General features: G+C 51.1%; 20 protein-coding genes. 9 read left to right on the top strand and 11 right to left on the bottom strand.

Annotated features, from left to right (window positions below):
- Positions 1-8: 8 nt before the first annotated feature.
- The gene (gene sad / locus OGX90_RS11790; protein WP_286623893.1) at positions 9-1,397 is read right to left on the bottom strand and encodes a succinate-semialdehyde dehydrogenase; all 1,389 of its coding nucleotides are present in this window, start codon (positions 1,395-1,397) and stop codon (positions 9-11) included.
- Between the two features lie 102 nt (positions 1,398-1,499).
- Here sad and ptrR point away from each other — a divergent pair, with 102 nt between their 5' ends.
- Complete coding sequence (gene ptrR / locus OGX90_RS11785; protein ID WP_048214206.1) at positions 1,500-2,375, top strand: putrescine utilization regulator PtrR; 876 nt, start codon at positions 1,500-1,502, stop codon at positions 2,373-2,375.
- 222 nt (positions 2,376-2,597) lie between these two features.
- Entirely contained in the window at positions 2,598-3,794 is a 1,197-nt protein-coding gene (locus OGX90_RS11780; RefSeq protein ID WP_008784749.1) for a sugar transporter, read from the top strand.
- A 37-nt stretch (positions 3,795-3,831) separates the two neighbouring features.
- On the opposite strand, the gene OGX90_RS11775 is transcribed toward OGX90_RS11780, so the two are convergent.
- Positions 3,832-4,497 carry a MarC family NAAT transporter gene (locus OGX90_RS11775; RefSeq protein ID WP_003832936.1) on the bottom strand — a complete coding sequence of 222 codons (666 nt, stop codon included), beginning with the start codon at positions 4,495-4,497 and terminating at the stop codon, positions 3,832-3,834.
- A gap of 257 nt (positions 4,498-4,754) precedes the next feature.
- On the opposite strand from OGX90_RS11775, the gene marR reads away from it, so the two are divergent.
- The 3 genes from marR to marB are packed head-to-tail and all read left to right on the top strand — an operon-like array spanning position 4,755 to position 5,840.
- Positions 4,755-5,189 carry a multiple antibiotic resistance transcriptional regulator MarR gene (gene marR / locus OGX90_RS11770; RefSeq protein ID WP_003832935.1) on the top strand — a complete coding sequence of 145 codons (435 nt, stop codon included), beginning with the start codon at positions 4,755-4,757 and terminating at the stop codon, positions 5,187-5,189.
- 18 nt (positions 5,190-5,207) lie between these two features.
- Entirely contained in the window at positions 5,208-5,591 is a 384-nt protein-coding gene (marA, locus tag OGX90_RS11765; protein ID WP_003032424.1) for an MDR efflux pump AcrAB transcriptional activator MarA, read from the top strand.
- A 30-nt stretch (positions 5,592-5,621) separates the two neighbouring features.
- Complete coding sequence (gene marB / locus OGX90_RS11760) at positions 5,622-5,840, top strand: multiple antibiotic resistance protein MarB (RefSeq protein WP_003832934.1); 219 nt, start codon at positions 5,622-5,624, stop codon at positions 5,838-5,840.
- A 769-nt stretch (positions 5,841-6,609) separates the two neighbouring features.
- Here the strand turns inward: marB and eamA are convergent.
- Positions 6,610-7,509, bottom strand: coding sequence for an O-acetylserine/cysteine exporter (gene eamA, locus OGX90_RS11755; RefSeq protein WP_286623890.1), 900 nt, complete (start codon positions 7,507-7,509; stop codon positions 6,610-6,612).
- A gap of 197 nt (positions 7,510-7,706) precedes the next feature.
- On the opposite strand from eamA, the gene ydeE reads away from it, so the two are divergent.
- Entirely contained in the window at positions 7,707-8,894 is a 1,188-nt protein-coding gene (ydeE, locus tag OGX90_RS11750) for an efflux MFS transporter YdeE (RefSeq protein ID WP_032943415.1), read from the top strand.
- A 40-nt stretch (positions 8,895-8,934) separates the two neighbouring features.
- Here the strand turns inward: ydeE and urtE are convergent, their stop codons facing one another.
- From urtE to urtA, 5 genes are read right to left on the bottom strand one after another with little or no spacing between them, the layout of a single operon-like run.
- On the bottom strand, positions 8,935-9,633 hold the full coding sequence (urtE, locus tag OGX90_RS11745) for an urea ABC transporter ATP-binding subunit UrtE (RefSeq protein ID WP_198802171.1): 699 nt from the start codon (positions 9,631-9,633) through the stop codon (positions 8,935-8,937).
- Positions 9,634-9,642: 9 nt separating this feature from the next.
- Positions 9,643-10,440: an urea ABC transporter ATP-binding protein UrtD gene (gene urtD, locus OGX90_RS11740; RefSeq protein WP_008784743.1), complete on the bottom strand. Its 798-nt coding sequence runs from the start codon at positions 10,438-10,440 to the stop codon at positions 9,643-9,645.
- Entirely contained in the window at positions 10,440-11,513 is a 1,074-nt protein-coding gene (gene urtC / locus OGX90_RS11735) for an urea ABC transporter permease subunit UrtC (RefSeq protein ID WP_008784742.1), read from the bottom strand. The genes urtD and urtC overlap by 1 nt, the downstream gene beginning before the upstream one ends.
- Complete coding sequence (gene urtB, locus OGX90_RS11730) at positions 11,513-13,087, bottom strand: urea ABC transporter permease subunit UrtB (protein ID WP_060682227.1); 1,575 nt, start codon at positions 13,085-13,087, stop codon at positions 11,513-11,515. Before urtB ends, urtC begins: the two co-directional genes overlap by 1 nt.
- Positions 13,088-13,130: 43 nt before the next feature.
- A complete protein-coding gene (gene urtA / locus OGX90_RS11725; RefSeq protein WP_003832925.1) occupies positions 13,131-14,402 on the bottom strand; it encodes an urea ABC transporter substrate-binding protein in 1,272 nt (423 codons plus the stop codon).
- A gap of 486 nt (positions 14,403-14,888) precedes the next feature.
- Between urtA and mgtS the strand changes: the two genes are divergently transcribed.
- Positions 14,889-14,984, top strand: coding sequence for a protein MgtS (gene mgtS, locus OGX90_RS11720; protein ID WP_003032406.1), 96 nt, complete (start codon positions 14,889-14,891; stop codon positions 14,982-14,984).
- Positions 14,985-15,268: 284 nt separating this feature from the next.
- Here the strand turns inward: mgtS and OGX90_RS11715 are convergent, their stop codons facing one another.
- The 3 genes from OGX90_RS11715 to dcp all read right to left on the bottom strand — a co-directional run bounded on the left by OGX90_RS11715 (position 15,269) and on the right by dcp (position 18,875).
- The gene (locus tag OGX90_RS11715) at positions 15,269-16,195 is read right to left on the bottom strand and encodes a diguanylate cyclase (protein ID WP_286623887.1); all 927 of its coding nucleotides are present in this window, start codon (positions 16,193-16,195) and stop codon (positions 15,269-15,271) included.
- Between the two features lie 155 nt (positions 16,196-16,350).
- Entirely contained in the window at positions 16,351-16,611 is a 261-nt protein-coding gene (locus OGX90_RS11710) for a hypothetical protein (RefSeq protein ID WP_020996405.1), read from the bottom strand.
- 218 nt (positions 16,612-16,829) lie between these two features.
- The gene (dcp, locus tag OGX90_RS11705) at positions 16,830-18,875 is read right to left on the bottom strand and encodes a peptidyl-dipeptidase Dcp (protein WP_286623886.1); all 2,046 of its coding nucleotides are present in this window, start codon (positions 18,873-18,875) and stop codon (positions 16,830-16,832) included.
- 137 nt (positions 18,876-19,012) lie between these two features.
- On the opposite strand from dcp, the gene ydfG reads away from it, so the two are divergent.
- Both ydfG and OGX90_RS11695 read left to right on the top strand, forming a co-directional pair.
- Positions 19,013-19,759 carry a bifunctional NADP-dependent 3-hydroxy acid dehydrogenase/3-hydroxypropionate dehydrogenase YdfG gene (gene ydfG / locus OGX90_RS11700; protein WP_032943401.1) on the top strand — a complete coding sequence of 249 codons (747 nt, stop codon included), beginning with the start codon at positions 19,013-19,015 and terminating at the stop codon, positions 19,757-19,759.
- Between the two features lie 86 nt (positions 19,760-19,845).
- Positions 19,846-20,532 (top strand): GntR family transcriptional regulator, encoded by a 687-nt coding sequence (locus OGX90_RS11695; RefSeq protein WP_286623884.1) that lies wholly within the window; start codon positions 19,846-19,848, stop codon positions 20,530-20,532.
- Positions 20,533-20,542 lie beyond the last annotated feature (10 nt).

Raw genomic sequence — 20,542 nt, 5'->3', positions numbered from 1 at the left:
CCACACCATCAAAGGCGGTTTTTCCAGACGGTCTGCACGTTACAAAACTCATGCAGGCCAAAGTGAGAAAGTTCGCGGCCAAAGCCACTTTTCTTCACACCACCAAACGCAACGCGGGCATCGCTGGCGCTGTAACCATTGATAAATACGCCACCACACTCCAGGCGTGACGCCATCTTCTGCGCCAGCGCTTCATCCGCAGTAAACACCGTGGCGGATAAGCCGAAATCACTGTCATTCGCCAGCGCTAAGGCATGTTCAGCATTCTTCGCCACGGTAATTGCCGCAACCGGACCAAACAGCTCCTGGCGGAACGCCGTCATCTCTGGAGTGACATCGCCCAGTACCGTCACGGCATAGTAATTGCCCTGACCCGCAATTTTTTCCCCGCCGAGAAGTAACCGTGCCCCTTCGGAAAGGGTGGCTTCTACCTGCTGGTGCAGCTCATCACGCAGATCAAATCGCGCCATCGGCCCCAGATCGTTTTCTTCGTTCAGCGGATCCCCCATTTTGAGCGCGCTCGCAGCGGCCACAAAGCGTGAAGTAAACTCTGCCGCAATCCCTTCTTCGATAATAAAGCGCTTGGCTGCCGCACAAACCTGCCCGGTGTTCTGATAACGCCCAGCGACCGCCGCCTTAACGGCCAGATCGAGGTCAGCATCATTGAGGACAATAAACGGATCGGAGCCGCCCAGTTCAAGCACACATTTTTTCAGAGCGGCCCCAGCCTGAGCGCCAATCACCGCACCGGCACGTACACTGCCTGTCAACGTTACCGCCGTAATACGCGGGTCATTGATCATCTGACTGACCCCGGTGTTATCGGCATTCACCCAACCGTAAACCCCCGCGGGTACACCAGCATCAGCGAAAATCTGCGCAATAATTGCAGCACAGCCGGTTACGTTAGGCGCATGCTTTAACAGGTAGCTATTTCCGGCCAACAGAATCGGGACGGCACCTCGCATTACCTGCCATAGCGGGAAGTTCCACGGCATGATCGCCAGAATGGTTCCTAGCGGACGATATTCAATCACTGCCTGGTTATTCTCCACCAGCGTAGGTTCCGGATTGAGCATCGCCGGTCCATGCTCGGCGTACCAGTCACACAATGCAGCTGACTTGGCGACTTCAGCATGCGCCTGCTTAATGGGTTTGCCCATTTCACGTGAGATACTCTGCGCCATCTCTTCCGCACGATGGCGCAGAGCTTGCCCGATCTGGCGCAGCGTTTGCGCACGGTGCTCAACGGAAGTATGTTTCCATTCGCTATAGCCATTCGCGGCAAGGTTCAGCGCATGATCAATCTCTTCCGCGCTGGCCCACGGCGTCGCCGTCAGCCTTTCACCGCTGGCAGGGTCAATGGAAATCGCATGTGTTGCTGTTGTGATAGTCATAAGTGCCTCTCTTTATCGCAGGGTATGGTTATATCATGAGCATATTTACTCTTTCTGAAAAATGAATAATATTAACCATACCATTCACGAATAGAGAAGATTATGGATCTGACGCAGCTGGAAATGTTCAATGCCGTCGCGGAGACTGGCAGTATTACGCAGGCCGCCGCGAAGGTGCATCGCGTGCCATCCAATCTCACCACCCGTATACGTCAGCTTGAAGCCGACCTGGGCGTTGATCTGTTTATTCGTGAAAACCAGCGCCTGCGGCTTTCCCCATCCGGGCACAACTTTTTGCGCTACAGCCAGCGGATCCTGGCACTGGTTGAGGAAGCCAGGATGGTCGTCGCCGGGGATGAGCCACAAGGACTCTTCTCTCTCGGCTCGCTTGAAAGTACAGCAGCAGTACGCATCCCCGCCACGCTGGCTGAATATAACCAACGTTACCCCAAAATTCAGTTCGCGCTGGCGACAGGTCCTTCAGGCACAATGCTGGACGGCGTACTCGACGGTACATTGAACGCGGCCTTTGTCGATGGCCCAATTACCCATCCGGGACTTGAAGGAATGCCGGTCTACCGTGAAGAGATGATGATCGTGACGCCGCACGGCCATCCCCCCATTCAGCGGGCCAGCGACGTCAACGGTTGCAGTATTTACGCCTTTCGCGCCAACTGTTCCTATCGCCGCCATTTTGAAAGCTGGTTTCATGCCGATCGCGCCATGCCCGGCACCATTCATGAAATGGAGTCATATCATGGCATGCTGGCCTGCGTCATTGCCGGCGCGGGTATCGCACTGATCCCGCGATCGATGCTGGAGAGCATGCCAGGGCATCATCAGGTCAACGCCTGGCCGCTAAGCGAGAACTGGCGCTGGCTGAATACATGGCTGGTCTGGCGCAGAGGTGCAATGACACGTCAGTTGGAAGCGTTTATTGAGGTGTTGAACCCTCAGTTATCACAGAGCCCAGAGTAACTGGCGCTCCTCACAGAACATGAATACCTGTAAATCCGGGTGAAGTCATACGCCCGGAATTTCATTATTATTGAAATACTTAAAAATCCGAGGAATGTTCGGCAGCACATTGTGGCGCCCTGCCAATGAAATGAGATCCATATCACAAAATGATTGTATTTTCGCCAGCAAACGTTTTAAGATCGTGGCCTTACCTTTTCGCAGCTAATCCTCTTATTTGATATGACAACAGACACTGTTTCCCGCAAGGTCGCGTGGCTACGGGTAGTTACGCTTGCCATTGCCGGTTTTATTTTCAATACCACCGAGTTTGTCCCTGTCGGCTTGCTGTCCGACATCGCACAAAGTTTCAATATGCAGACCGCTCAGGTCGGGATCATGCTGACGATCTACGCCTGGGTTGTCGCCCTGATGTCGCTCCCTTTTATGTTACTTACCAGTCAGGTGGAGCGCCGAAAACTGCTGATCTGTCTGTTTGTTGTGTTTATCGCCAGCCATGTGCTCTCTTTCCTGGCATGGAATTTTACCGTGCTGGTAATTAGCCGTATTGGTATTGCTTTTGCGCACGCTATTTTCTGGTCGATTACCGCATCGCTGGCGATCCGCCTGGCCCCTGCAGGTAAACGTGCACAGGCTCTCAGCCTGATTGCCACTGGCACCGCACTGGCGATGGTGTTGGGGCTGCCAATCGGGCGTATCGTCGGTCAGTATTTTGGCTGGCGCACGACCTTCTTCGCCATCGGTATGGGGGCGTTAGTTACCCTGCTTTGCCTGATTAAGCTCCTGCCCAAACTCCCCAGTGAGCACTCCGGCTCTTTAAAAAGCCTGCCGGTGTTATTCCATCGTCCGGCATTGATGAGTCTGTATCTACTGACGGTGATTGTGGTCACCGCACATTACACGGCCTACAGCTATATCGAGCCGTTTGTGCAGACCGTCGCGGGTCTGAGCGCAAACTTTGCTACCGTGCTGTTGCTGGTTCTGGGTGGCGCGGGAATTGTCGGTAGCGTCATTTTCGGTAAGCTGGGGAATCTGCATGCATCCGTGCTGATTAGCAGCGCCATTGCCCTGTTGACGGTATGCCTGGTGCTGTTACTTCCGGCTGCTGACAGCGAAATGCACCTTGCTGTCCTGAGTATTTTCTGGGGCGTCGCCATCATGCTGATAGGTCTGGGAATGCAGGTGAAAGTGCTGGCGCTTGCTCCTGATGCGACTGACGTCGCAATGGCACTATTCTCAGGTATCTTTAATATCGGTATTGGCGCTGGCGCGCTGGTAGGCAATCAGGTGAGTTTACACTGGTCGATGTCTACGATTGGTTACGTCGGCGCAGTGCCTGCCGTGGTGGCGTTGATATGGTCGGTGATTATCTTTCGTAAATGGCCGGTATCGCTGGAAGAACAACCTCAGCATTCATAAAAAAATATGCCCGGTAGATATTACCGGGCACAGTGTTTTAAGCGTAGGTTTTGATAATTTCCAGCACGCCGTTAATAATAAACTGCACGCCCATACACACCAGTAAGAAGCCCATCAAACGAGAAATCGCTTCGATACCACCTTTGCCGACGAGGCGCATGATCCCCCCGGAACTGCGCAAACAGCCCCACAGGATAATCCCAACAACCGCAAAAATAATCGGCGGTGCGACCATGATCACCCAGTCCGGAAATTCGGAACCATGACGCACAGTTGACGCGGAACTGATGATCATCGCAATCGTCCCCGGACCGGCAGTGCTTGGCATAGCCAGCGGTACAAAGGCGATATTGGCAGTCGGCTCGTCTTCCAGCTCTTCTGACTTACTTCTCGCTTCCGGAGAATCATGCGCCTTCTGCTGCGGAAACAGCATCCGGAAGCCGATAAACGCAACGATTAACCCACCCGCAATACGTAGTCCGGGAATCGAAATCCCGAAGGTATTCATCACAAGTTGCCCGGCATAGTACGCCACCATCATGATGGCAAACACGTAAACGGACGCCATGAGTGACTGACGGTTACGCTCTGCGCTGTTCATATTGCCGGCAAGGCCAAGGAACAACGCTACGGTGGTTAACGGGTTTGCCAACGGTAACAGGACTACCAGCCCAAGTCCTATCGCTTTAAACAAGTCCATCATAATGTCATCTTTCCTGTGCGTTAATCGTCAACGGCAAGTATACGGTGAAATCCGCGAGATAAGCCATTTTCGTGGTGTAAGGATTCATTTTTCATCAGCACGTATAAACCATAATTATCAAACCGTTAAAATTCCACTCGCCAGGTATTAAGTCTGATGATTTAGCAAAACGTGGCATTTGCTGACTCATTCATTTGACTTATATTTGCCTAAGCAATAATATCAGCCGTGACTAACTACTTGCCAGGGCAACCATTGTGAAAAACACCAGTGATCTGTTTAACGAAATCATCCCACTGGGTCGTTTGATCTATATGGTTAATCAGAAAAAAGATCGTTTGCTAAACGACTATCTGTCACCGCTGGATATCACGGCATCGCAGTTCAAGGTGCTCTGCTCCATCCGTTGCGCGGTGTGCATCACCCCTGTCGAATTGAAAAAAGTGCTGTCTGTCGACCTTGGCGCCCTGACGCGGATGCTGGACAGACTGGCCTGTAAAGGCTGGATCGAAAGGCTTCCGAATCCACATGACAAGCGTGGCGTGCTGGTGAAACTCACTGAGCATGGCGCAGCAATTTGCGAGCAGTGTCATCAATTAGTAGGGCAAGACCTGCACCAGGAATTAACAAAAAACTTAACGGCGGATGAAGTAGCCACACTTGAGCACTTGCTTAAGAGAATCCTGCCGTAAACAGAAAGAGGTATGACGATGTCCAGACGCAATACTGACACAATCACTATTCATAGCATTTTGGACTGGATCGAAAATAACCTTGAATCGCCGCTCTCGCTGGAAAAAGTGTCTGAGCGTTCAGGTTACTCCAAATGGCACCTGCAACGGATGTTTAAAAAAGAAACCGGCCATTCACTGGGTCAATACATTCGCAGCCGTAAAATGACTGAAATAGCGCAAAAATTAAAAGAGAGTAACGAGCCCATTCTTTATCTGGCAGAGCGTTACGGTTTTGAGTCTCAGCAGACGCTGACCCGGACATTCAAAAACTATTTTGATGTTCCGCCGCATAAGTACCGTATGACGAATATGCACGGCGAATCACGCTATTTGCTTCCACTCAATCAATGTAATTGCTAATCGCCAGTTAACGACGTAACCGAGGAAATCATGAAACTTCTGTCTTATGCAATGCTGGCCCTGCTGTTTGTTGTTTCGGGCCAGAGCATGGCGGAACAGACCGCGCAACCTGCCACCCAGAACAGTCGCGACGCGATGATTATGCCCCCTGCGCACGATCAGTCCCCGTTCGATTTTAATCATATGGGTGCAGGCAGTGACAAGTCCGACGAATTAGGTGTGCCTTATTACAATATGCGCAACCTGTAATTATATTGCCCAGCAACTGCGGTAATGCCTGTCAGTTAGCGCCTCAGTTTCAGTAAGCATCAACCTGTGCTGGCGGAGGTAAATAACATGCTATCTAGGAGAAAGAGTTCCGTTCACCTCATGTGCATTGCTTCTCTAAAACACTGACTCCTGTGAACGTGTAAAGGGCGTTCTCCGCCACGCCCTTTACAATCCCGGCTCCCGGCAGGAAAATTGTTGCTGCGCAATACCCTCCGCTTATTCCTAAAGGCTACCGGGCCGGGCGCGAGGAAGCGTCCTTGCAAAGCGCGCCCTGAGCCAGCATCCATGCTGGCTCTCCCGGCCTTACGGAAACACGTCGGCAATTTTCAGCCGGACCAGTCCACACCTCACCACCTACGCTTTTATTTGAATATCTCTGAACAGCAATACGGATATAACTGGAAGTCAGTGCGTTGAAGCGATGACCCCGGTCCGGCTGAAAATCGATGAGTGTTGACGGCTGACCGGGTCTGTCCGCAGGGATGCGGACAGAGGGGACGGCCCGCAGGGACGCAGGCTCGGCCCCGACCCGACAGGCAGACGACATAAGACGAATAACTCGCGCAGCGACGATTTTCCCGCCGGGAGCCTGGGATGCAAGAGAGACGGCGGTGAGTCTCCCTTGCACGTTCACAGGTATCTGCGCTTCAGAGAAATGACACCGCTGAGGTGAACGGAACCATGAGCAATAATCACATGTTCACCATACATGCTTAACTGACGAGCATTACTCCACTGCGGGGCTTTTTTAGCCCCTCACCGACGCAACCTTACGCAACCGAAAGCCAAACACATTGATATACAACCCTGCCATGATCAGTAGCGCACCGAGCAGTTGCAATCCGGTCAGCGTTTCATCCAGCAGCACGACCGCACTCGCCAGTCCAACGACCGGCACCAGCAGCGACAACGGCGCGACACGCCAGGTTTCATAGCGTCCGAGTAACGAACCCCAGATACCGTAACCCACAATGGTCGCCACAAACGCCAGATAAACCAGTGAAAGAATGGTGGTCATATCTATCTCCACCAGACTGTGGATCATTTGCGTTGGACCATCCAGAAGCCATGATGCCAGGAAGAACGGAACAATGGGAATTAACGCGCTCCATACCACCAACGACATAACGGCCGGACGCGATGTATGCTGCATGATTTTTTTGTTAAAGATATTGCCGCAGGCCCAGCTTAGCGCCGCCGCCAGCGTCAGCATAAAACCGAGCATGCCAACATGCTGACCATTCAGACTGGCCTCAATCAGCACCAGCACGCCAAATACCGCCAGCGCAATCCCAACCAATTGTTTACCCTGCAGACGCTCACCGAAAGCAAATGCGCCCAGAACAATGGTAAAAAACGCCTGAGCCTGCAATACCAGAGAAGCTAACCCTGCAGGCATGCCGAATTTGATAGCGCTAAAGAGAAATGCGAACTGCCCAAAACTGATGGTCAGGCCATAGCCGAGCAATAACGCAAGTGGGATTTTCGGCCTGGCAACAAAGAGTATTGCCGGAAACGCCACCAGTAAAAAACGTAATCCCGCTAACATTAGCGGTGGCATATTGTGCAGACCCACTTTAATAACGACAAAGTTCAGTCCCCAAACCACGACAACCAGTAACGCTAACAACCCGTCTTTACGCGACATACCACCGCCCCTGCAAATATTAAATTTTTGTAAACAAGTTAAAGTAACGGAAATCGTTGTGCCGTAACAGATCATTATTTCAGGTAGGCCACGCAAGGCATTTTCGGACAACTTATTGAGTGTACATCACAGTTTTGACATGCTATTTGTTTCTTATATCTAAAAAAACATAACAACATGCATTGTCGGGCAGGCAAATGAATATCTCCTTGAGAAGGTCCACTCTCGCGTTACTCGCGTCATCTTTGTTATTAACAATTGGCCGTGGCGCCACTCTGCCATTTATGACGATTTACCTCAGTCGGCAGTATCATCTGAGCGTTGACCTGATCGGCTATGCGATGACGGTCGCGCTGACCATTGGCGTGGTGTTCAGCCTTGGCTTTGGTATTCTGGCCGACAAGTTCGATAAAAAACGCTATATGCTGCTGGCAATTTGTGGCTTTGCTTCCGGCTTTATTGCAATCCCACTGGTGCATAACGTGGTGGTAGTGGTTTTGCTTTTTGCCCTGATCAACTGTGCCTACTCCGTCTTCGCCACGGTGCTGAAGGCCTGGTTTGCCGATAATCTGTCTGCCACCAACAAGACTAAAATTTTCTCGCTCAACTATACCGTGCTGAATATTGGCTGGACCGTTGGCCCACCGCTGGGCACGCTGCTAGTGATGCAAAGCATTAACCTGCCTTTCTGGCTGGCTGCCGCCTGTTCAGCATTGCCACTGGTGTTTATCCAGACCTGGGTAAAACGTTCGACTGCACCATCAGAAGGTTTAAACGCCGCGGTGTGGTCCCCATCGGTACTCCTGCGCGACCGGGCATTATTTTGGTTTACGTTATCGGCCTTTCTGGCATCGTTTGTTGGCGGTGCTTTTGCGTCCTGTATTTCGCAATACGTTATGGTGGTAGCGGATGGCGATTTTGCCGAGAAAGTGGTAGCAGTCGTCCTGCCCGTTAACGCCGCCATCGTAGTATCACTGCAATACGCACTTGGTCGTAGGCTCACCGCCACGAATATCCGCCCGTTGATGACAGTGGGTACAGTCTTCTTTGTCGTTGGCCTGGTCGGTTTCGCTTTCTCCGGCAACAGTCTGTTGTTATGGGGAATTTCTGCTGCGTTTTTCACTATCGGCGAAGTCATTTACGCGCCGGGTGAATACATGCTTATCGACAACATCGCGCCAGCAGGCATGAAAGCCAGCTATTTTTCCGCCCAGTCGTTGGGCTGGCTTGGCGCAGCGGTTAACCCATTAGTCAGCGGCGTCATTTTAACCACATTGCCGCCATGGTCGCTGTTTGTCGCGCTGATAGTGGCGATCGTTCTTGCCTGGGCGCTCATGATAAAAGGCATGCGCGCCAAGCCCTGGGGGCAGACGGTGGTCTGCTGATGAGTATAGCGACAGAGCCGAAGCCGCTCTGTCGCATACCTCAGATTGCAACCAGTCCCCGAACGCCCTCGGCCTCCATATTTTTACCATCGCCGCTTTGAATAATGCTGCCCCGCGACATGAGCAGGTATTTGTCGGCCAGCTGCTGCGCAAAATCGTAGAATTGCTCCACCAGCAATATAGCCATATCCCCCCGGTGCGCCAGTTGAGAAATCACCTGACCAATCTCTTTAATCACCGACGGCTGGATCCCTTCCGTTGGCTCATCAAGAATCAACAACTGTGGGCGACTTGCCAGCGCTCGTCCAATGGCCAGTTGCTGCTGTTGCCCGCCGGACAAATCTCCGCCACGCCGATGCTTCATCTCCTGTAAAACCGGAAAGAGCGCGTAAATATCATCAGGAACATGTCGGGCCTCCGGTGCTGAAAAACGGGAAAGACCGAGCAGCAGATTCTCTTCGACCGTCAAACGCGGAAAAATATCACGCCCCTGTGGGACATACGCCACACCGGCCCTGACCCGCTGATGCGGCTTCCAGTGAGTGACATTTTTATCCTGCCAGAGCACGCTTCCGCTACGGGCCGGAATAAGTCCCATCAGACACTTTAGTAGTGTTGTTTTCCCCACGCCGTTACGCCCCAGCAGGCATGTCACCTCACCGATACGCGCATCAAAGCTCACCCCGCGCAGAATATGGCTGCCACCATAATATTGATTCAGTTCTTTCACCTGCAGCATATGAACTCCTTAACGCCCGAGATAGACTTCAATAACCTGCTCGTTGGCCTGCACATCGCGAAGACTCCCCTGAGCGAGGACACGTCCCTGATGTAATACTGTGACGCGATCGGCAATGGTTTCAACAAATCCCATATCGTGCTCAACAACCATCAGAGAGTGCTTACCGGCAAGCTGGCGAAACAGCTCCGCCGTGTATTCCGTTTCCGCATCCGTCATCCCCGCCGCGGGTTCATCCAGTAGCAGTAAATGCGGCTCCTGCACCAGCAGCATGCCAATTTCGAGAAACTGTTTTTGCCCATGCGAAAGCAGACCGGCGCGGCGGGCCCGCTCATTACCCAGCCGCAACAGCGCCAGTACTTCATCAATACGATCCCGTTGTTCGCCTGAGAGTCTTGCCCGTAGAGCCCCCCAGACAGATTTATCATTTTTCAGCGCCAGCTCCAGGTTCTCTTCCACCGTTAATGCTTCAAATACCGTGGGCTTTTGAAATTTCCGTCCAATCCCCTGACGCGCGATGGCAATGGGATCCAGCGTTGTTAAATCGGTCGACTGATCGTATATCGCACGACCACTTTGCGGTCTGGTTTTACCGGTTATGACATCCATTAACGTCGTCTTCCCGGCGCCGTTGGGGCCAATAATACAGCGCAGCTCCCCGACGCCAATATTGAGCGAGAGATCCGTTAACGCCTGGAATCCGTCGAAATTAACGTTAATTTTTTCCAGTTGGAGTACCGGGTCCGTTTGTTCGCGAAACCGATCGCCCGGCATCTGGCGAGTAAAAAGTCCTTCATCCGGCTGCATTATTTGTCTCCTTTGCGAAACAGGCCAATCACACCACGGGGTAAAAAAAGCGTAACGCCAATAAAGATCAGGCCAAGAAACAGCTGCCAGTATTCCGGCATAATGACGGTAAACAGGCTTTTAGCACCGTTCACCAGTACAGCGCCAAATACCGGGCCGATCAGGGTTCCACGTCCGCCGAGAGCAACCCAAATCGCCGCTTCAATCGAGTTGGTCGGCGACATTTCGCTGGGGTTGATAATCCCTACCTGCGGGACATAAAGCGCCCCGGCCAGGCCGCACAGTACAGCGGAAAGCGTCCACACCAGTAACTTGAAACCTTTCGGATCGTAACCACAGAACATCAAACGGTTCTCGGCATCGCGCACGGCGGTCAGAATACGACCAAACTTACTGCGGGCCAGCGCAAGTCCCAGCCATATTGCCAGCACCAGCAGCATAACCGTCGCCAGAAACAGCGCGATCCTGGTGGACGTCGCGGTCACCGGAAACCCCAGAATGGTGGTAAAACCGGTAAAACCGTTATTTCCACCAAAGCCGGTTTCATTGCGGAAAAACAGCAGCATTCCTGCGAAAGTCAGGGCCTGGGTCATGATGGAGAAATAGACACCTTTGATTTTTGAACGGAAGGCAAACCAACCAAATACCAGCGCCAGCAGGCCCGGCACCAGAACAACCAGCAGCATCGCCCAGAGAAAATGTTGCGTCCCCCACCAAAACCAGGGCAGCTCGCTCCACGACAGGAACGACATAAAGGCCGGTAATCCTTCGCCGGAAGCCTGGCGCATCAGGTACATTCCCATCGCATAGCCCCCCAGCGCGAAGAAGATACCGTGTCCCAGCGAGAGCATTCCGGCATAACCCCACACCAGATCCAGCGCAACGGCCACAATGGCATAGCAGAGAATTTTCCCGGCCAGCGTCAACGTCCACACCGATATGGCCAGCGGATGCTCCGCAGGTAACAGCGCAAGAAACGGCAGAATAATCAACGCCAGCAGTAAGCCCAGACCCAGCACGCGTGTTGTACGCGGCGCTTTACGCGCCAGCGTTATTGTCATTGGCATCGTCATCAGTCAATAACCCTCCCTTTCAGCGCGAACAGTCCCTGAGGTCGTTTCTGAATAAACAGAATGATCAACACCAGGATCATGATTTTGCCAAGAACCGCCCCCACCTGAGGCTCCAGAATTTTATTGAAGATCCCCAGCCCAAAAGCTGCAGCCACGCTCCCGGCAAGCTGTCCAACGCCGCCCAGTACCACCACCAAAAACGAATCGATAATGTAGCTTTGCCCCAGCTCCGGTCCTACGTTACCTAGTTGCGAGAGCGCCACACCTCCCAGTCCGGCAATTCCTGAACCAAGGCCAAAGGCCAGCATATCGACTCGTCCCGTGGGTACGCCGCAGCAGGCCGCCATATTGCGATTTTGCGTCACGGCACGCACGCGCAGCCCGAGGCGTGTTTTATTCAACAGCAGCCAGGTGAAGAACAGCACCAGCATGGCAAAGCCAAGCACCACTATTCGGTTCCACGGCAATATCAGATTGGCATAAACCTGAATACCGCCGGAAAGCCATGCCGGATTGGCGACTTCCAGGTTTTGCGCGCCGAAAGTCATACGCACCAACTGGATGAGCATCAGGCTGATACCCCAGGTCGCCAGTAGCGTTTCAAGCGGACGGCCATATAAATGGCGTATCACCCCACGCTCGAGCAGCATTCCTACTGCCGCAGTCAGCAAAAAGGCGACCGGAAGTGCAATAACCGGATACCAGGCTAACCCGTGCGGGAAAAACTGCCCCATCAGCTGTTGCACCATCCAGGTACAGTACGCCCCGAGCATTAACATCTCGCCATGCGCCATATTGATGACGCCGAGTAATCCATAGGTTATCGCCAGACCCAATGCCGCAAGCAGCAAAATAGAACCCAGTGACAGTCCCATGAAAGCCTGCCCAAGAAGATCCCCAACCTTCATGCGATGCGAGATGGAATTCAGACTTTCGTCAGCGGCAGCACGCACTCGGGCATTGGGTTCATGTTCAGCCCTGGTGAATGGCTGCAGGCGCGCCTGAGTTTCAGGATCATTTGACTCCCCTAATAGTTCGATTGCCTGAAGCCTGACTTCCGGCGAGGTGCTACCCAATTGCAGATTTGCCAGTACAATAGCGAGTGCGGATTTCACATCACCATCTGACTCCTGAGCCAGTCGTTGTTGTAAAAACGGCAGCATGTCCGGCTGCGCCTCACGCTGTAATGTACGAGCTGCCTCCCCCCTTACCGTGACACTGTCACTTAAAAGCTGATGGACAGCCAACGCTCCGGCTACCAGATTACGCAGGCGGTTAGTCAGGCGAATTTTTTTTAGCTCGCCGTTTGGGGCTATCGCTGTTCCTAACGGCTGTACGTGCGAGCCGTTCATGATGAAGGCATTTTTCGTGTTATCGGTCAGCAGGTTCTCATCTCGCAGTGCGCTGAGCAGCGGGATGCGCTGAACGTCAGGATTCACCGCCCATTGTTCAAGCAAGGCGGCCTGCTGAGCACGGTTGGCGGCGGTAAAGGTATCAGCATCTGCGGCCTGGGCTATCCACGGCAAAAACCACATCAGCAACAACACACCACGAATAAAGCGCATAGCTTTCATGAGCGTTCTCCAAAGCATTACCCTCCCGCAGGAGGGCGTTAGATCAGTTGCTGGCGGTTTTCACAGGCTGTTCAGATTTTTTATCATTACCAGCGATGTACGGACTCCACGGCTGGGCGCGGACCGGCTCATCGGTTTGCCACACCACGTTAAACTGGCCGTTGCCTTCAATCTCGCCAATCATGACGGGTTTATGCAGGTGATGGTTGGTCGCATCCATGGTCAGGGTAAAACCTGATGGCGCAGCGAAGGATTGCCCCGCCATAGCAGCACGAACTTTATCCACATCGGTAGTTCCGGCTTTTTCTACCGCCTGCGCCCACATATGCAGGCCAACATATGTGGCTTCCATTGGGTCGTTCGTCACCACCGAATCAGCATTCGGTAATTTGTGCGCTTTGGCATACGCCCGGTAATCAGCGACAAACTTTTTGTTGGCCGCATTATCGACGGACTCAAAGTAGTTCCAGGCGGCAAGGTTGCCCACCAGCGGTTTGGTATCAATACCGCGTAGCTCCTCCTCACCCACGGAAAAAGCCACCACCGGCACATCGGTGGCTTTCAGCCCCTGATTCGCTAACTCTTTATAGAACGGTACGTTAGAATCCCCATTGATGGTTGATACCACCGCCGTTTTTCCCCCTGCGGCGAATTTTTTAATACTGGCGACAATGGTCTGGTAATCGCTGTGTCCGAATGGAGTGTACACCTCTTCGATGTCTTTATCGGCGACCCCTTTTGAGTGCAAAAAGGCGCGTAAAATTTTGTTGGTCGTGCGCGGATAAACATAATCCGTGCCAAGCAGGAAGAAGCGTTTCGCGCTACCGCCGTCCTCACTCATCAGATACTCAACCGCAGGGATCGCCTGCTGATTGGGGGCTGCGCCGGTATAGAAGACGTTAGGCGACATCTCCTCACCTTCGTATTGCACCGGGTAAAACAGCAGACCGTTTAACTCTTCAAATACCGGTAGAACCGATTTACGCGACACCGATGTCCAGCAGCCGAAAACTGCCGCCACCTTGTCCTGACTCAGCAGTTGTCTTGCTTTTTCAGCAAATAACGGCCAGTTCGAGGCCGGGTCAACCACCACCGGTTCCAGCTTTTTACCCAACACACCGCCCTGAGCATTTATTTCATCGATGGTCATCAACGCCACATCTTTTAGCGGCGTTTCGGATATGGCCATCGTGCCGGATAACGAATGCATGATGCCAACCTTAATGGTGTCGGCTGCCTGAACGCTAAAACTCACGCCCATTGCGACAACAGAGGCAGAAAGTGCAAAAGCTTTTAAAAATGTACGACGCTGCATAGTTTCACTCCTGAAATTAGACTTGCTGAAAGCTCCGGTGCAGCCGGGCAGACAAAACGGTGCAAATTAAGGGTGTTCAGAAGTGATAAGGCAAAAACGATGCCAGATATTAAAACCTCATATAAAATCAACAAATTAGCATCTCGCGCACATAGATCAGTATTACATTTTCCCGCCAAAAGGATTAATCACACGAAAAATTGAACCACCATGAGACAACTCTGCATTATAAACGTGCAACAATCTGTATCAGCAGCACACCGTCATAACAGCGTCTCAGGGTTTAAAAACAGGGTTATTTGTACGCAGATAAATGTGTCTCGTCACTATTATTTATTTTATTCGACGTGATCATGTCAAAAATTTACTTTTCAGTCGAAATAATCACACAGTTCAGCCTTTGTTTAAGATTGAATTGCTACTATAGTCATAAGCGAGGTGAACTTAAGGTAAGAGAGGAAACTCACAGATAAAGGAGCATTTACTATGCTGGGTAATATGAATATTTTTATGGCTGTTCTGGGAATTATTTTATTTTCCGGTTTCCTGGCCGCGTATTTTAGCCACAGATGGGATGATTGATGAACGGAGATAGTCCTGCACCGACCCGGCCCCTTGTAGCGTAGCTGCACAAGGGGCCATTTTTTTACCTGAATCGCACTCGCTGTGCCTTTTTCCTGATTTACAGATAAAAAAAACCGCCGGATAAACCAGCGGTAAATGCTTGCATGGATAGATTTGTGTTTTGCTTTTATACGCTATCTGGCAATTCCCTGCGAAGATAACGGATAGTCAGCTAACCTATCACCGACAACCCCAATGAAAGTTAAACGAAACGCAACTACCTCAAAGCATTTTTCGAAAACTCACGCACTGAGGGGATACGAGGTTCCGTCATTGGTGTCCACCAACGCAATTTGCTCATTTTCATCTATAAACATGCAGCGATTCCTGCCGGTCTGTTTCCCCTGATACATCGCCCTGTCGGCCCGACCAAGCGCGGTATCCAGCGTTTCACCCTGTTGAACCCGGGTTATGCCTGCCGTCACCGTGATACCGATCTCTCCCTCAGTGTAGGGAATTTTTTTCTGACCAATCAGACGACAAAGTCGCAAACCCGCCTTGCATGCCTGCTCGTCCGTTTTTGTTCTGATGATGATAATGAACTCTTCTCCACCGTAGCGGTACGCCGCCTCATCATATCGCGTCCATGACAATAAATTTGATGCCAGAGCCCGCAATACCACGTCACCAACCAAATGGCCGTAGGTATCGTTAACGTATTTAAAACGATCGATATCTAACAACAATATATAAAGATTAAGCGGTTCGGCATCGAGCAACTGCCGATCAAAAGACTCATCGAGCATTCTTCTGCCAGGTAAACCTGTTAATGCGTCGATATTACTGCGGATACTCAATAAATATATTTTGTAGTCCATTACAGATGAAGTAAATGCCAGCAGCGCATCCTGGAAACTGTCGAAATGCCATGAATGACTACGATTCTCCACGATAGCCATTAGCAATTTCTTGCCTGATAAATGCATCTTTTCGTGGGTGGCGCTTATCTTGCTTACGTAACTACAATCATCCTCATTGTACCGTGATTGATTATTAAGCCACTGTCCAAATCGACAAACAAAATGCGAGTTTTCACCCATAATATCCGGCAGTGTAACATCTGAAGACACCACGCAGCGGAACATTGTCACTAACCATTTGTAGTGGGCATCAATGGACTTGTTCAACTCAATCAAAATTGCATCTATTTCCTTCGTATTTCTCATCATCACGTTCTCCCTCCCTGTTCGAGCGTTTCTGATGAAATTATCTTAACGATAAAAAAGAAAATTTATGTAAATTTTTTAATAGTAATTAATAAATCGTAATTAACAGGATATTACGCTATACCTTCTGGTGTGGCATAGCGTTGTCAATAAAGTGGTCAAACCAATAACGGTTCATTCAGCATTTCATTAAGCCCAATCACCTCTAATTGATCGGATGTGTAGGTTTTGTCGCCTCTGGCATATTGATACGCAGAACCATGGGAAAACCCGGATTCACGCGCTTCTTTATACCGTGCGATGATTTCAGCATTTGAGCGTGAAACATGTGGCGTAAACGGAGTGACGCTGGATTGCACAATTGTACTATCTGCACATCCGGACATAACAAGCACAGCTATTAGAACCCCTATTTTCATTAACAATTACCTGAGAAACCTGCCCGTACATGAACGCTAATCTTATCAAACATCCAAAGGCATCATCATTATTAAACTAGCATTCCTGAATATATTTCATCATCATTTGTTGATAACTATTATTGTCAACTTTCATATAAAACCCTAAAAATTGCCATCTTTTAAAATAATAAAAAACCGGGCATCACGCCCGGCTCAATATTCTGGCTAATAATCTCTTAGACGCTCAAACCACGATGTTCCAGCATCGGCTCCATACGGGGATCGCGCCCGCTCCACTGGTGATAGAGTTCAGTTAAATCAGTACCGTTACCGCGGGACAAAATCGCTTCACGGAACTTTTGCCCGTTTTCGCGAGTTAATCCGCCCTGCTCTACAAACCACTGATAGCCGTCATCGGCCAGCATTTGCGTCCACAAATAGGCGTAATAACCTGCTGCATAACCGCCGCCGAAGATATGGGCAAAATAGCTGCTGCGATAACGAGGCGGCACAGCCTTGAGATCCAAACCTTCAGCCGCCAGCGCCTGCTGTTCAAATTGTTCGACAGAAAGAGATAACGCGCTCTTTTCCAGACTGTGCCAACGCATATCCAACAATGCGGCACTGAGCAGTTCGGTCATGTCGTAACCTTTGTTAAACAGGCTGGCCCGCTGCATCTTATTCCGCAACGCCTGCGGCATTTGCTCCCCGGTATCAACATGACGAGCAAAACGAGCAAAGACCTGCGGATGACTCGCCCAGTGTTCGTTGATCTGCGAAGGAAACTCAACAAAATCACGCGGAGTGTTGGTCCCTGAAAGCGTGGCATAACGCTGAGTGGCGAACAGGCCATGCAACGTGTGCCCAAACTCATGAAATAACGTAATAACATCATCCCACAATAACAATGCAGGCTGACCTTTTGCCGGTTTTTGATAATTACACACGTTGTAAATAACCGGCCGGGTTTCATTGAGTTGCGATTGCTCAACAAAATTGCCCATCCAGGCACCACCGCTTTTCGATTCCCGGGCAAAGAAATCGCCGTAAAATAACGCCAGCCCTACGCCATCGTGATCGAATATTTCCCATACCCTAACATCCGGGTGATAAACAGGAATGTCGAACCGTTCTATAAATTTTATGCCAAAGAGTTGATTGGCTGTCCAGAAAACGCCCTCGTTCAGCACCGTATCAAGGGCAAAGTAAGGTTTGAGCTGCGCCTCATCAAGTGCATATTTCTCACGACGAACCTGCTCGGCATAAAATGCCCAGTCCCAGGCCTCGACGTTAAATTTCCCCTGTTCGTGATTGATAACATTCTGGATTTCGGCCTGTTCATCCAATGCCCTGGCTCGCGCAGCGGGAACAATCGCCCGCATGAAATTGAGTGCCGCTTCCGGTGTTTTTGCCATCTGATCGGCAATTTTCCATGCAGCGTAATTGGCAAAACCGAGTAGTTTCGCCTGCTGCATCCGGATCTCGACCAGTCGCTGAATAATCGCCCGAGTATCGTTAGCGTCATTGTTTTCTGCTCTCGCCCATGCGCGGTTGAACAGATTCTCACGGGTCTGGCGATCGCGTAACGCCGCAAGCGCCGGTTGCTGAGTCGTGTTCAATAGCGGGATAACCCAACGCGCTTCAAGCCCTTTCTCCTTTGCAGCTTCGGCGGCAACAGCAATTTCCTCTGCGCTGAGTCCGTCCAGGTAACGTGCATCATCCACCACCAGAGCACCGGACTTGTTCGCCGCCAGCAGCCGTTGATTAAACTGGCTGGTCAACGTGGCGGACTCTGTATTGAGCGCTTTAAGGTTCGCTTTATCGACCTCATTCAGACGCGCGCCGGCTAATACAAAACGCTGGTGGATGACCTCCAGCAAGCGTAATGATTCGTTATCCAGCCCCAGCGAACCTCGCTGTTGCCAGACCGCTTCAACGCGCGAAAAAAGCGCGCCATTGAGATAAATATCATTGGCAAGGTTCGCCAGTTCTGCGGAAAACTCTTCGTCAAGGGGCTGTAGTTCATCGTTTGTGTGCGCCGCCGTCATCGCGAAGAAAACGCTGGTTACGCGTGTCAGCAAAGCGCCGCTTTGTTCAAGCGCCAGCAATGTATTGGCAAAATCAGGGGCCTGCGGGTTTTGCACAATAGCCTCGATCTCTGCACGTTTTTGCCGCACGCCTTCATCGAACGCTGGGCGATAGTGCTGCACCTCTATCTGATCAAACTGCGGTGCCTGGTACGGCAACGTGCTGTGACGTAAAAAAGGATTCGTTAACGACATCTTTCACTCCTGAAAACGATTTGTTTACCAGAGTAGACTTCCCAGGAATCAACCGCAATCGCGTTACGCAGGAATAGCTCTGAACGGAAATGACGTGCTATGGTAGTACGACATAAAAAGCGTTGAGGAACAGTGAGATGATCGTTTTAGTAACCGGAGCAACCGCAGGTTTTGGTGAGTGCATTACGCGTCGTTTTATTGAGAATGGGCATAAAGTTATAGCCACCGGACGCCGCCAGGAGCGCCTGCAGGAACTGAAAGAGGAATTGGGTGACCGCCTCTATACCGCGCAACTGGACGTACGTAATCGTGCATCGATTGAAGAGATGATGGACGCCCTTCCTGCTGAATGGCGCAATATTGATGTTCTGGTCAACAACGCGGGTCTGGCGCTGGGCCTTGAGCCTGCTCACAAGGCCAGCATTGAAGACTGGGAAAATATGATCGACACCAACAACAAGGGGCTGGTTTATATGACCCGTGCCGTTCTGCCTGGCATGGTTGAACGCAACCGCGGTCATATTATCAATATCGGTTCTACCGCGGGCAGCTGGCCATACGCTGGCGGTAACGTCTACGGTGCGACCAAAGCGTTTGTTCGCCAGTTTAGCCTGAATTTACGTACTGATTTACACGGCACTGCAATTCGCGTTACCGACATCGAGCCGGGTCTGGTTGGCGGTACGGAGTTCTCTAATGTCCGTTTTAAAGGTGATGACGCCAAAGCTGAAAAAGCCTACGAAAATACCACGGCGCTGACTCCGCAAGATGTTACAGAAGCGGTATGGTGGGTGGCTTCTTTACCGGCTCATGTCAATATCAACACCCTTGAAATGATGCCTGTCACACAGTCTTTTGCCGGGCTGAGTATTCATCGTGGCTAATTTCTCTGCCCGGCCTTGTGCCGGGTATAGATAGCCTGAAAGAAGTGATAAAATATCCGGGTTAACTCTCTAAAAAGTAAGAATGAATGACCGTAGAAACGCAGCTCAACCCTACACAGCCAGTAAATCAACAGATTTACCGTATTCTTCGCCGTGATATCGTGCATTGTCTGATTGCACCCGGTACACCGCTGTCGGAGAAAGAGGTTTCTGTACGCTTTAATGTGTCACGCCAGCCGGTACGAGAAGCATTCATCAAACTGGCTGAGAACGGTCTGATTCAGATCCGCCCGCAGCGTGGCAGCTACGTGAATAAAATTTCGCTGTCGCAAGTGCAAAACGGCTGTTTTGTTCGCCAGGCAATTGAATGTGCCGTGGTACGCCGCGCCGCATCGCTGATCAACGATCAACAGTGCTATCAGCTTGAACAGAATTTGAATCAGCAGCGCATCGCAATTGACCGAAAACAGATTAATGATTTCTTCCAGCTTGATGATGAGTTTCATCAGAAACTGGCTTTAATCGCCGAGTGCCAACTCGCCTGGGATACCGTTGAGAATATAAAGGCTACAATTGACCGCGTTCGTTATATGAGCCTGGATCATATTTCCCCGCCTGAAATGCTGCTACGCCAGCATCACGATATCTTTGCCGCCCTTGAGAAGCATGACGGCGATGCGGTCGAGCGCGCAATGATGATCCATCTTCAGGAAATTGGTGAGTCCGTTCAGCTTATTCGTCAGGAAAATAGCGACTGGTTCAGCGAAGATTAATACTACGCTC

It is taken from the genome of Citrobacter sp. Cpo012 (genome assembly GCF_030333015.1).
Classification (GTDB): Bacteria; Pseudomonadota; Gammaproteobacteria; order Enterobacterales; family Enterobacteriaceae; genus Citrobacter; species Citrobacter portucalensis.
This window is presented reverse-complemented; position numbering and strand designations above follow the sequence as displayed.

Bases quoted from the DNA above. Each gene is read 5' to 3' on its own strand.
- ydeE (WP_032943415.1), top strand. From the start codon at position 7,707: ATGAATATCTCCTTGAGAAGGTCCACTCTCGCGTTACTCGCGTCATCT.
- urtE (WP_198802171.1), bottom strand. From the start codon at position 9,633: ATGCTGCAGGTGAAAGAACTGAATCAATATTATGGTGGCAGCCATATT.
- eamA (WP_286623890.1), bottom strand. From the start codon at position 7,509: ATGTCGCGTAAAGACGGGTTGTTAGCGTTACTGGTTGTCGTGGTTTGG.
- ydfG (WP_032943401.1), top strand. From the start codon at position 19,013: ATGATCGTTTTAGTAACCGGAGCAACCGCAGGTTTTGGTGAGTGCATT.
- urtB (WP_060682227.1), bottom strand. From the start codon at position 13,087: ATGAAAGCTATGCGCTTTATTCGTGGTGTGTTGTTGCTGATGTGGTTT.
- OGX90_RS11695 (WP_286623884.1), top strand. From the start codon at position 19,846: ATGACCGTAGAAACGCAGCTCAACCCTACACAGCCAGTAAATCAACAG.
- urtD (WP_008784743.1), bottom strand. From the start codon at position 10,440: ATGCAGCCGGATGAAGGACTTTTTACTCGCCAGATGCCGGGCGATCGG.
- urtC (WP_008784742.1), bottom strand. From the start codon at position 11,513: ATGACGATGCCAATGACAATAACGCTGGCGCGTAAAGCGCCGCGTACA.
- OGX90_RS11710 (WP_020996405.1), bottom strand. From the start codon at position 16,611: ATGAAAATAGGGGTTCTAATAGCTGTGCTTGTTATGTCCGGATGTGCA.
- ptrR (WP_048214206.1), top strand. From the start codon at position 1,500: ATGGATCTGACGCAGCTGGAAATGTTCAATGCCGTCGCGGAGACTGGC.
- marA (WP_003032424.1), top strand. From the start codon at position 5,208: ATGTCCAGACGCAATACTGACACAATCACTATTCATAGCATTTTGGAC.
- urtA (WP_003832925.1), bottom strand. From the start codon at position 14,402: ATGCAGCGTCGTACATTTTTAAAAGCTTTTGCACTTTCTGCCTCTGTT.
- OGX90_RS11775 (WP_003832936.1), bottom strand. From the start codon at position 4,497: ATGATGGACTTGTTTAAAGCGATAGGACTTGGGCTGGTAGTCCTGTTA.
- OGX90_RS11780 (WP_008784749.1), top strand. From the start codon at position 2,598: ATGACAACAGACACTGTTTCCCGCAAGGTCGCGTGGCTACGGGTAGTT.
- OGX90_RS11715 (WP_286623887.1), bottom strand. From the start codon at position 16,195: ATGATGAGAAATACGAAGGAAATAGATGCAATTTTGATTGAGTTGAAC.
- sad (WP_286623893.1), bottom strand. From the start codon at position 1,397: ATGACTATCACAACAGCAACACATGCGATTTCCATTGACCCTGCCAGC.
- dcp (WP_286623886.1), bottom strand. From the start codon at position 18,875: ATGTCGTTAACGAATCCTTTTTTACGTCACAGCACGTTGCCGTACCAG.
- mgtS (WP_003032406.1), top strand. From the start codon at position 14,889: ATGCTGGGTAATATGAATATTTTTATGGCTGTTCTGGGAATTATTTTA.
- marB (WP_003832934.1), top strand. From the start codon at position 5,622: ATGAAACTTCTGTCTTATGCAATGCTGGCCCTGCTGTTTGTTGTTTCG.